The organism is Collinsella sp. 4_8_47FAA (genome assembly GCF_000763055.1).
GTDB lineage: Bacteria > Actinomycetota > Coriobacteriia > Coriobacteriales > Coriobacteriaceae > Collinsella.
Window position 1 is genome coordinate 329,704 of record NZ_KN214134.1, and the last position, 11,467, is coordinate 341,170.

The 11,467-nt window shown below is 59.5% G+C and carries 11 protein-coding genes and 1 pseudogene; 9 read left to right on the forward strand and 3 right to left on the reverse strand.

The window, feature by feature from the left end; genetic code table 11:
• A pseudogene (locus HMPREF9463_RS11030) lies at positions 1 to 301 on the reverse strand (helix-turn-helix domain-containing protein); the annotation flags it as partial.
• A gap of 74 nt (positions 302 to 375) precedes the next feature.
• Positions 376 to 1,098, reverse strand: a complete 723-nt coding sequence (locus HMPREF9463_RS01575) for a GntR family transcriptional regulator (RefSeq protein WP_035136777.1) — start codon at positions 1,096 to 1,098, stop codon at positions 376 to 378.
• Between the two features lie 205 nt (positions 1,099 to 1,303).
• Here HMPREF9463_RS01575 and HMPREF9463_RS01580 point away from each other — a divergent pair, with 205 nt between their 5' ends.
• The 9 genes from HMPREF9463_RS01580 (at position 1,304) to HMPREF9463_RS01620 (ending at position 10,685) form a co-directional block, all read left to right on the forward strand.
• On the forward strand, positions 1,304 to 2,296 hold the full coding sequence (locus HMPREF9463_RS01580) for an SIS domain-containing protein (RefSeq protein WP_006235139.1): 993 nt from the start codon (positions 1,304 to 1,306) through the stop codon (positions 2,294 to 2,296).
• 331 nt (positions 2,297 to 2,627) lie between these two features.
• Positions 2,628 to 3,710: a DMT family transporter gene (locus tag HMPREF9463_RS01585; RefSeq protein ID WP_035136778.1), complete on the forward strand. Its 1,083-nt coding sequence runs from the start codon at positions 2,628 to 2,630 to the stop codon at positions 3,708 to 3,710.
• 182 nt (positions 3,711 to 3,892) lie between these two features.
• Positions 3,893 to 4,816, forward strand: a complete 924-nt coding sequence (locus HMPREF9463_RS10330; protein ID WP_052043996.1) for a PTS mannose/fructose/sorbose transporter subunit IIAB — start codon at positions 3,893 to 3,895, stop codon at positions 4,814 to 4,816.
• A gap of 36 nt (positions 4,817 to 4,852) precedes the next feature.
• A complete protein-coding gene (locus tag HMPREF9463_RS01595; protein ID WP_035136779.1) occupies positions 4,853 to 5,647 on the forward strand; it encodes a PTS mannose/fructose/sorbose/N-acetylgalactosamine transporter subunit IIC in 795 nt (264 codons plus the stop codon).
• Between the two features lie 13 nt (positions 5,648 to 5,660).
• Positions 5,661 to 6,494 (forward strand): PTS system mannose/fructose/sorbose family transporter subunit IID, encoded by an 834-nt coding sequence (locus HMPREF9463_RS01600; protein WP_035136780.1) that lies wholly within the window; start codon positions 5,661 to 5,663, stop codon positions 6,492 to 6,494.
• Positions 6,495 to 6,692: 198 nt separating this feature from the next.
• Entirely contained in the window at positions 6,693 to 7,676 is a 984-nt protein-coding gene (locus tag HMPREF9463_RS01605; RefSeq protein ID WP_035136781.1) for an SIS domain-containing protein, read from the forward strand.
• 86 nt (positions 7,677 to 7,762) lie between these two features.
• On the forward strand, positions 7,763 to 8,392 hold the full coding sequence (locus HMPREF9463_RS01610; protein ID WP_035136782.1) for an HAD family hydrolase: 630 nt from the start codon (positions 7,763 to 7,765) through the stop codon (positions 8,390 to 8,392).
• A 354-nt stretch (positions 8,393 to 8,746) separates the two neighbouring features.
• A complete protein-coding gene (locus HMPREF9463_RS01615) occupies positions 8,747 to 9,754 on the forward strand; it encodes a YitT family protein (RefSeq protein WP_035136783.1) in 1,008 nt (335 codons plus the stop codon).
• Positions 9,755 to 9,965: 211 nt separating this feature from the next.
• Positions 9,966 to 10,685 carry a GntR family transcriptional regulator gene (locus HMPREF9463_RS01620; RefSeq protein ID WP_035136785.1) on the forward strand — a complete coding sequence of 240 codons (720 nt, stop codon included), beginning with the start codon at positions 9,966 to 9,968 and terminating at the stop codon, positions 10,683 to 10,685.
• A gap of 324 nt (positions 10,686 to 11,009) precedes the next feature.
• Here HMPREF9463_RS01620 and HMPREF9463_RS01625 read toward each other — a convergent pair.
• A partial coding sequence (locus HMPREF9463_RS01625) for a transposase (protein WP_198019889.1) occupies positions 11,010 to 11,467 on the reverse strand: 458 nt, incomplete at its 5' end.

The window sequence follows — 11,467 nt, forward strand, 5'->3', positions numbered from 1 at the left end:
CCAGCGGGGACTTCGACCTGATCCCGAACTCGGCCATAGCGTCGGCCTTCGCCATCCCGCCGTCGACCACGGCCGACGCCGCGGCGACCCTCTGCTCGAATGTGTACCTGGATTGTTTCCCGCCCATGGACAGCAGCGCCTCGCTTCCGAACGCCCGGTATACCCACTGCCATTCTCTCACGGTCTCGCGGGGGACGGACAGGGCCTCGGCCGCCGGCTTGCAGCCGACGCCGGCGTCGAAGAGCTCGACGGCCCGCCTCCTGGACTCCAGGTCGTGCTTCACCCTGAGGTCTATACTCATGGAAAACCTCCCATTTCCCGATGTCCAAGAAATGGGAGGCAGTTCACTGTCCCCTTTGTGGTGGTTTTGGCAGGTTAGCCGATGGGCTCGGTGTATTTGGCACGGTCGGTGCGCTGGATGCGCTTGGAGACATGGAGCGGGCGGCCGTCGGTGTCGTAGACGTAGTCGGTGATTAGGATCAGCGCCTGCCCGCGCTCAACGTTGAGCAAAAACGCCTCGTTCTGCGAGGCGTAGCACACCTCAAAGGTCTTATGCCCCTGTGCCGGTGCGCGATGGAACTCCTGTCGCAGCGTGGCGTAGAGCGAACCGTTGATATCGCGATCGATGAGTGCCTCAAAGCTCGGTGGTAGATAGGTGGTCTCCAGGCACAGCGGCGCGTCGTCCAGGTAGCGCAGGCGGACAAGTTTGACGAGCTTGCTGCCCACGGCGGCGTCAAAGAACTTAGCTATGCTGCCGGCCGCCTTGGCAAAGCCCGAGTCCACGGTGCGCGTGGTGGGCTTCATGCCCTGGCCTTCGACCTGCTTGGTATAGCTCGAAAACACCAGGTTGTTCTCGTGGAGCGCGGGCGTGTCGGCCACAAAGGCGCCACGCCCGCGCTCGGTGCGCACCAGGCCCTCATCAACGAGCACCTTAAGGGCGTGGCGCACGGTGCTGCGTGACAGCCCCGATTCGTCCATGAGCTCCATCTCGGACGGCAGCTTGTCTCCGCGTGCGTAGGTGCCGGCGGCGATGCGGTCGCGCAGCATGCCCGCCAAGCGCTCGTATTGGGCCAGTTTCTTTTTAGACGAAGCGTTCATGCGATCAACCTGTATCTAACTTGTATACTTACCGAACAAAGCATGTATCCAACATGACAACAAAACCGCTGGTAATGGATTGCCGAAAACCTTACCAACAAAATTTCTAAGACAAATATAGCATACAACTAGTCGACATAACCAAAACATGTATGTAACTTGTATGCCATCGAGAGCATCAAACGAGAAGAAAGGCTGATGCACGATGACTACTCAGGAACAGGTTAAGGATGTCGTCTCCCAGGTTTTGGCTGACAAGGCAGACAAGGGCGGTATCAAGCGCGTCGTGTGGATTGGCGCCGGCGGATCCAATGGCGGCAACTACCCTGCTCAATACTTTATGGAGCACGAGGCCACGCAGGTCGTGAGCTCCAGCTACACCAGCAACGAATTCGTGCACGCAACCCCGGCCTACGTCAACGAGAACACCCTGGCCGTCGTCGTGTCCATGCGCGGCACCAAGGAGACCATCGTCGCCGCCCAGGTCGCCAAGGACCACGGCGCCAGCACCATCGCCATCTATGTTGACGAGTCCGGCCTCACCGAGGTCTGCGACTACAAGATCCAGTACGACAGCCTGGCCGTCGACGAGTCCTGCATGGGCCGCACCAACTCCGCCGTCGTGACCATGATCGCCATGGAGCTCACGCAGCAGACCGAGGGCTATGCCGAGTACGAGACCGCCATGGCCGCGTTCGACTTGGTCGACCCCATCTATCGCAAGGCCGTCGAGTATACCCGTCCGCTCGCTGCCAAGTGGGCCGAGCAGAACGCCGACAAGCCCTGCATCAACGTCATGGCCCAGGGTCCGCTCTTTGGTGCCGCCTACGTCTTTAGCATCTGCAACGTGCAGGAGATGCTGCAGATCGACTCTTGCACCATCAACACCTGTGACTTCTTCCACGGCCCCTTCGAGATCCTGGACAAGCGCACCTCGCTGTTCCAGCTCATCAGCGTCGGCCGCAGCCGCTGCAACGACGAGCGCGGCATCCGCTTTGTCAACCAGTACGGTGGCGAGCGCGTCTATCAGCTCGACGCCAAGGAGCTCGGCCTCAACGACATCAAGGACAGCGTGAGCGAGTACTTCAACCACCTGATCTTTGCCCCGATCCTCAACAACGTCTACATGCGTGCACTCTCTGCCGTCACCCACAAGGACTACATGACGCGCCGCTACATGTGGAAGCTGGACTACTAGGGGATATTGGTTCCGCCGTTCTACCGAACGGCGGACCGGCCGACGCTGCGCACCCGGCATTTGGCCAATCTGCCGTTCAATTTCAAAGGCGCGACCAGAAGGTCAGCGCCTTTTCATTTCACGGCACCTTGGCTCAAATAACGGGCGCTCGCTGACATTGCCAAAACGTCGGCGTTGCCGTGGTTGGCACTTGGGGACGTCCCTTTTGCGCCGGCACTTGGGGACACTCCTGGGACTCATTTTCCCGTCTGCCGATTTGTGTCTTGAAAAATGTATATAACGACTATAACGTAGTGTGAAACATATTGGAAACAATACCGAGGAGGCTGCGTTGAAGAAAAGCAATCTGGGCTATGTGCTGGTGCTGGTCGCCGCGCTTATGTGGGGCAGCATCGGAATCTTTGTAAACGGCATCTCGGCCATGGGCGTTTCGTCCCAGAGCATGGCTGCCTTTCGCTTGTTGGTCGGAGCGCTTGTCTTGGCGCCGGTCCTGATGTTTATGGGCTGCCGTCCGGGTGAGGGGTCTACCGTGGCTCAGGGTCCCCTGGCGCTATTCAAGGCAAGCCCCAAAGAGCTCGTCCCCTGCGCACTTGTCGGTATCGTCGGCTTGGCCGTCGCCAACACCTGCTATTACGAGTGCATGGGCGAGGTGGGCATGTCCACGGCCTCGGTGCTGCTCTACACCTCGCCGGTGTTTGGCGTCATGCTCGGCCGCGTGCTTTATCGCGAGGACGTGACCCCCAACAAGCTCGTTGCCATTGTCTTTAACATCGTTGGCTGCGTGCTTGCGGTGACCAATGGCGACCTTTCCGGTTTTCATTTTTCGGTTTGGGGCGTCACGTCGGGCGTGATTGCAGGCTTTTGCGGTGCGTCGCTTGCGGTGTTTAGCCGGATAGCAACCAAGACGGTCCACCCGCTGGCTGTCACGTTTTGGGGCTTTGTTTTTGGCGGTGCGGTTATGGCAGCTATCGCGGCTCCGTGGCCGGATGTCGCCGCGGCAATGTCGCCACAGCTGCTGCTGTTGTTCCTTGGCTTTGGACTCATCCCCACAGCCGTGGCCTACATCTTATATATGCAGGGTCTGTCCATGGGGCTCGAGACGTCGAAAGTTCCCGTCGTAATGTCTTTCGAGACGGTCGTCACCGTACTGGTGGGCATTGGTGTCTATGCCGAGCCCGCCGGCGCGATCAAGGTCCTGGGCATCGTGCTGGTGCTCGCGTCCATCCTGATCATGAACACCGATTTCTCCAAGCTGCGCAACAGTGCCTTTGTCGGCCATATCGTTGAGAGCATGACCTTTAAGCCCAACGCGTGGTGGACGGAGAAATCGCAGGACATGGATCTGTTCCGCGAGCGCACCGGCATCGCGCTGGAGCCCACCGTGCAGGAAAGCCCCTGGTACTTTGTGCGATAGGGGATTGGCGAGGCGTCTGATCTGGGGTTATCCAGTCAGCGCCGGCCAACCCAGCCCCAACGTTTCAAGTACGTTAAACCCGTCAACGGTCGATTTTCATCCGCGAACGGTCTTTATACTAATTAGCAATATCCGCAACGTATAAGACGTTATAATGACCATAACGAAAAGGAAGAGGCAAGATGAATCAGATCATTCTCGCATCTCATGGCGGCCTGGCCGCAGGCGCCAAAGACACGCTCGAGATGGTTCTCGGCGACGTGTCGAACGTCCACGTCGTGTCGCTTGCTCGTGACGACAAGGAGCCCATCACCAATAAGGTGGACGCCATGATCGCCACGTTCAACGCGGACGACACCGTCTATGTGCTGACCGATATGCTCGGCAGCTCGGTCAACAACAGCATGGTCGAGCTTTCCAAGAACGGCACGAAGTTCACGGTTGTCAGCGGTTTCAACATCCCGCTGGCGCTCACGCTCGCTATGAGCCCCGTCCCCGTCGAGGGCGCCGAGCTCGCGGCCCTCATCAACGAGGCCCGCAACGGTCTGACCAACCCCAACGCACCGGCCCAGCCCGCCGCGGCTCCCGCCAAGAAGGCCAAGGCGTCCCGTCACAGCTCCGGTCCCGCCAAGATCGTCCTCGCACGTCTTGACTACCGTCTGCTGCACGGCCAGGTCGTCTTTACCTGGACCACCAAGGTTCAGGCCGAGCGCATCATCGTCGTCGACAACGCTGCCGCCAACGATGACATCAAGAAGGGCGCTCTTAAGCTGGCCAAGCCCCAGGGCGTGCGCCTGAACGTCTTCACCGTCGAGCGTGCCCTCGCCAAGATGGACAAGCTCAACACCCTCGGCGAGCGCGTCATGTTCGTCTTTGGCAACACGGCCGAGATGCTGCAGTTCTGCCAGGGCTACAAGCTCGACGCCATCAACTTGGGCGCCACCGCCAACCACGACGGTGCCGATCAGGTCGGCGGCAAGGACAGCTCCGTCTTCCTCGACGCCACCCAGAAGGCCGACGTCAACCAGCTGCTCGACATGGGCATCAAGCTCTATGTCCAGCAGACCCCTACGTATCAGAGCGTCGACATCGACGCCAAGCTGTAATCAACCAGGCTTTTGCCTGACTGAAAGGAGAAGGGTATGAATACGTTCATCAGTGCGGTGCTCGTCGGCCTCGTCGGCGTGTTCTGCATGTGGGACTCCCGCCTGCTCGGTCGTCTTAACTTCGAGCAGCCCCTCGTTGGCGCTACGCTCGTCGGTCTGCTGCTGGGCGATGTGCCCACCGGCCTTGCCGTCGGTGCCGCCGTCGAGCTCGTGTCCATGGGCCTGGTGCAGGTCGGCGCCGCCGTTCCGCCCGATATGGTCCTGGGCGGCATCGTGGCCGCTGCCTTTGCGTGCCTGACCGATGCTTCCGCCGAGACCGCCATGACGATCGCCATCCCGGTCGCCGTCCTGGGTCAGCTCCTCGGCATCGTGTTCCGTTCCATCATCGCCGCCCTCACCCATGTGGCAGATAGCGCGATCGATAACGGTAACTTCAAGACCGCCTACCGTATGCACATCTGCGCCGGCTCCGGTCTGTACGCCGTCATGTACTTCCTGCCGATCTTCCTCGCCGTCTTTGTTGGCACCGACCTGGTTCAGGCCATCGTCAACATGGTTCCCGAGTGGCTGTCCACTGGTCTTAACGTTTCGACCAAGATCATGACTGCCTACGGCTTGGCCCTGCTGCTCACCATGATGATCAAGAAGGGTATGACTCCGTTCCTGTTCATCGGTTTCCTGCTCGCCGCTTACCTCAACCTGTCCGTCATCGCGGTCGCTCTGATCGGTGTGTGCCTGGCTGTCGTCTTCATGGGCTTCAAGTTCAACGGTTCCCATGCAGCCGCCGGTGTCGATTCCGACTACGATCCGCTCGAAGACGACGAAGACTAAGGAGGAACACACTATGGCAACCGCAACCAAGGACGTGTCCCTGAACAAGAAGGTCAGCCAGTTCTTCTGGCGCTCCTGGGCCATCCAGGCCTCTTGGAACTACGAGCGTCAGATGAACATGGGCTTCCTCTACGGCATGGTTCCCACGCTCGATCGCCTCTATCCGGATGAGTCCGACCCCAAGCAGCTCGCTGCTAAGAAAGAGGCTTACCACCGTCACATGGCGTTCTACAACTGCACCCCGCAGACGAGCGCTTTCATCCTGGGCCTCTCCGCCTCCATGGAGGAGGAGTACGCCAAGGATCCCGAGAACTTCGATCCCGATTCGATCAACGCGGTCAAGACCTCCCTCATGGGTCCGCTTTCCGGCATCGGTGACTCCTTCTTCCAGGGCACCATCCGCGTTATCGCCTTTGGCCTGGGCGTTCAGCTGGCTCAGCAGGGCTCCATCATGGGCCCGATCCTGGCCATGCTCATCTCCATCGTCCCCTCCGTGCTGATCACTTGGTTCGCAGCCAAGATGGGCTATCAGGGCGGCCACGAGTACCTGAGCAAGCTTCAGGGCGGCGACCTCATGGAGAAGCTCATGTATGTCTGTGGCATCGTGGGTCTTATGTCCGTGGGCGGCATGATCGCTACGCTGATCGGCGCCACCACCCCGCTGCAGTTCGCTGAGGGCACCGTCGTTATCCAGGACATCCTGGACGGCATGATGCCCCAGATGATCTCCCTTGGCCTCACCGGCCTTATGTACTGGCTCATCAAGAAGAACGTCAACACCGGTTGGCTTCTCGTGATCGCCATCGTGGGCGGCATCGCCCTCTCCGCGGCCGGCATCCTGGCCTAGTCGCGACCAAGCGTCTAACCGCTTTCCCCCGGGGGCCTGCCTGGCATCCCATACCCCAGGCAGGCTTCCATTCCCAAATGTGTCAAAGGGACAGTTCCTTTGACACATCCTCAACGGACCGGCGACTCGGTCCAAATCACGGTAACCCTGCGAGCGCCCGGCAATGTGGCGCCGCAAAAATTGAAAGGAATGTGTCAGATGTACGAGATCGACCTTAACCTCCCTAAGCAGATCGTCGCTGACGTCCTGTCCAACCACGAGATCCACAGCGTCGCCTTCGTCGGCTGCGGTGCCTCCATGTCCGACCTTTACCCCGCCAAGTACTTCCTGGCCAACAACACGGACAAGCTGAACGTTCAGATCTTCACCGCTAACGAGTTCAACTACGATACGCCTTCCTGGGTCAACGAGCACACCTTCGTGATCACTTGCTCCCTCGGTGGCTCCACGCCCGAGACCGTCGAGGCCAACAAGACCGCCAAGAAGCACAACTGCCCGGTCGTCTCCCTTACCAACAAGGCTGGCTCCGCTCTGACCGTCGACGCTGACTACGTCATCGTTCACGGCTTCCACGCCAACTTCGCTGCCAAGTGCGAGAAGCCCGGCTACGCCATCGCTCTTGCTGTCGAGATCCTTCAGCAGACCGAGGGCTATGACCACTACGAGGACATGATCACCGGCCTCACCAACGTCTTCGAGCTCTGCGAGAACGCTGCTCAGTCCTGCAAGAAGCTCGCCAAGAAGTTCGCCGAGGACTTCAAGGACGACAAGATGATCTACTTCATGGCTTCCGGTGCCTCCGAGAAGATGGCTTATTCTCACGCCGCCTTCCTGTTCACCGAGATGCAGTGGATCGACGCCGCTGCCTACAACACCGGTGAGTACTTCCACGGCCCGTTCGAGGTTTCCACCGAGGGTAAGCCCTACGTCTTCTTCATGTCCGATGGCGCTACCCGTCCGATGGACGCCCGCGCCCTCACCTTCCTTAAGCGCATGGGCGCCAAGGTCGCTCTGATCGACTCCAAGGACTACGGCCTGGCTGACGCTGTGCCCGCGAGCGTCGTCACCTACTTCAACCCGCTGCTGCACCTCGCCGTTATGCGCGAGTACGGCAACCAGATCGCCGAGGCCCGTCAGCACCCGCTGACCATGCGTCGCTACATGTGGAAGCTTTCCTACTAATCACAAGTAAGTAGACCTTACGGGTTGATTGAGAGGGGATGGGGTTTGCGCCCCATCCCCTTTTTTGCTATCGAAAGGAGATACGTATGATCAAGGCAGTGCTGTTTGACATGGACGGCGTGCTGGTCGATACCGAGTGGTTCTACAACCGTCGTCGCGTGGCGTTTATGGAAGAGAAGGGCTTTCACTTTGACGAGATCCCCGATCTTTCGGGGTCTAACGAGCCCGCCATTTGGAAGTCGCTGGTACCTGACGATGTTGAGCTGCGCGAGCGCCTGCGCGTGGAGTACAAGCAGGTCTACAGCCCAGACCATCCCGTTCCGTATGCCGAGCTGCTCAACGAGCAGACGGAGCCGGTGATGCGCAAGCTGCACGAGCGCGGCGTGAAGTGCGCCATCGCAAGCTCGTCCTATCGCGAGCTCATTGACGAGCTGGTGGGGATTGCCGGTATCGCCGACGTGCTGGACTACACCATCAGCGGTCACGAGTGCAGTGCGTTTAAGCCCGACCCCGAGATCTACCTGCGTGCCATGGAGGCGCTGGGTGTGGAGCCTACCGAGTGCCTGGTTATCGAGGACTCGCCTTTGGGCATCGAGGCTGGCAAACGTTCCGGCGCCCGCGTCCTGGCACTGCGCCCGCACGAGGGCGTCAACCTCGATCAATCGCGAGCCGATGCCGTTATTGATAATCTGACCGACATTTTGGCCGCTTTGTAGTGTCAATCCGCCGCGAGAAGCACGGGTTCAAACGTTTTTTGCGGTGGACTGGCTCAATTTGGTTTCGATTTTGATCCGTTTGGCTTCGATTCGGACTAAGTGAGTAGACTTTTTGGTGCAGGACGAGCACAAAGCGCATCTGCTCTAGTAAAACCGCAGGTCACAGGGGTGGCGGTTTTGGGTGTGCTCTGCAGGTCGCGTAAAGTCTACTCACTTGTAATTTGGGCCTTTGGTCGTGGGGTTGCTGGTCCCGCTTTGGTTGTCGAGAGAGGGTGAATTGAAGCGCCCCCGCACGCTCCATGCTACAATCGCGGACATACCCCACAACTACATCTGCCTTCGAAAGGAGCCTGCGTGGCGAACGCCATCGATCAGCTCACGGACCGAGTGCTCGTACTCGGCCGCCTCACCATCGTCCGCCGCGCTATTACTGCCGTGGCGGTCACGATTTCCGCCGTTCTCCAGACATTCCTGATCCAGGCGTTCATTCAGCCCGCCGACTTGCTTCCGAGCGGCCTCACCGGCGTTGCGGTCCTGCTCGATCGCGTTACCTCGCTGGGCGGCGTTCACATCGACATCTCGCTCGGCATGCTTGCGCTCAACATTCCCGTGGCGCTCCTATGCTGGAGCGGCATTAGCAAGCGCTTCGTCATCTTCTCGATGATGCAGGTCGTGCTCTCGTCGCTGTTCCTCAACGTCTTTCACTTCGCTCCATTTTTGGGCGACAAGATTATGCTCATCATTTTTGGCGGCGTGGTCTCGGGTCTGGGCGCTGCCATCGCGCTAAAGTCCGGCGCATCTACCGGTGGCACCGACTTTATCGCGCTGTGGGTCTCCAACCACACGGGCAAGACCATCTGGGGCGTTATCTTTGGTTTCAATTGCTTTATCCTGGCGATCTTTGGCTTTATGTTTGGCTGGGACAACGCGGCGTACTCCATCGTGTTCCAGTTTATTTCGACCAAGACCATCGACAGTTTCTATCGTCGCTACGACCGCGTGACGCTGCAGATTACGACGCGCAAGGCAGACGAGGTCATGACTGCCTACGTAAACCATTTTCAGCACGGCATTAGCTGCGCCGAGGTCGTCGGCGGATACAGCCGCGAAAAGATGTACCTGCTGAACACCGTTGTTTCGACCTACGAGAGCCAGGACATTATCAAGCTGGTGTGCGACGTTGATCCCGGCGCCGTGATCAACGTGTTCCACACGCTCAACTTTGTGGGCGGCTGGTGGGGCGGTCATGTCGACGAGCCCATGCCCACGGCCGTACCCGATCCCGACAAGCCCGCGCGCATGGCCAGCAGGCAGGCGCGCCTCAGCGAGCAGGACAGCCTACAGCAGGACGACGGCAAGTAGGGTATTGGCATTTTGCCGGTCATGCGCAACCCATCCGAACGAGCCCCTCGAAAGCCCCGTTGCTTTCGAGGGGCTCTCGTTTGCCCAGATAAAACCTACCAAAATGAAGCTGTCGCTTTTTGGTAGGGAGGGTGTATCGTTTTATCAATATGAGGTAACATGAAACTAGACGTTATATACGTATTAGTTATTTCGATAAGAGTGATCAGATATGCCCGCGCCCAAAAATGCACCGCTTTACCAGCAGATTTACGACGAAATCAAGGATGCGATCGAGAAAGGTGTTTATGCACCCAAGGAGCGTATTCCGTCCGAGCTTGAACTAGCCGAGCAGTACGAGGTGAGCCGTATTACGGTGCGCCGCGCTGTCGAGGAGCTGTGCTCCGATGGTTACCTGGTTAAGCAGCAGGGCCGCGGCACCTTTGTCTCCACGCCGCACATCAATCGCCAGTTTCACGCCTCGACGCTGCAGACGTTTACCGCGCTGTGTGCCGGCAACGGCATGAAGGCCGGTGCGCACGTGATCGATCGCCAGATCGTTCCGGCGCGCCAAAACGAGATGGAGTTCTTTGGCCTGCAGAAGGATGCGCTGCTGCTGCATATCAAGCGCGTGCGTACGGCCGACGGCGAGCCCATCTTTGAGGAGAACATCTTTGTGCCGTTTGATGCCTACCGCGAGCTGTTGACGGCCGATCTTGAGGACAAGTCGATTTTTGCCGAGGTCGAGCGTGTTGGCGGAATCCCGATTGTCTCGGTTGGCTACCGTACGGTCGAGGCCGTTCGAGCTAACGCCGAGCAGGCGGCCGAGCTGGGCATTGCTCCGCACGATCCGCTGCTCAATCTGCGTGCCGGCTTTACCGGTCCCAACGATGAGCCGGTCTTGCTCGGCAAACAGTACTACGTGGGTAGCCGCTACGTCATGGTGATGTAGGGTTGGTTCCGCCGTTCTAACGAACGGCGGAACGGTCGACGCTGCAAGCCCGCCAGAGCGGCAATCTGCCTTTCAACTTCGGCGGCATGATCAGAAGTTTTGTTCCGCCGTTCTGACGAACGACGGACCTGTCGACGCTGCAAACGCCCCTAAGCGGCAATCTGACGTTCAATCGTCGGTCGCGTACCGAAGTACGCTTCCCTCCTCTTTCACGTCACCTTGCTCGCTTAGGGGCGTTTTCACTGACTTATGCTCAACCGGCAACGTTTTCGCGCTTGTCAAGATGGTCATTGGGTGTTCCTATAGTTTTGTCAACCGTCGGGGCTACTCCCGGTAGGGCACCCGGTCGCGCATCACGGCGTATATCGCCCTGAGCCGCTTCCTCGCGACGGCCTTGAGCGCCCGCCCGTGCCCCATGCCCCGCGCCCTGCAGGCCCGGTAGTACTCGCCGTAGCGCCCCGAGGACCTCACCAGGCTGTTGCACGAGAAGATCAGCAGGGACTTGAGCCTCGCGTCGCCGCGCCTGGACGCCCTGACCGACCTCACCGACGTGCCGGAGCTCCTCACCCTCGGGGCTATGCCGCAGTACGAGGCCAGGTGGTCGTGGTCCGGGAACCTCCCGATGTCGACCGACACCGCGAGCTGCGCCGCGGTCCTCGGGCCGATGCCGGGCACGGTGAGCAGACACGCGTAGGTCTCGTCGCCCTCGAGCAGCGCCGCCGTCTCGGCCTCGAGGGCCCCGGCCTCGTCGAGGGCCTCCGATATCCGGGCGGCCAGGAACC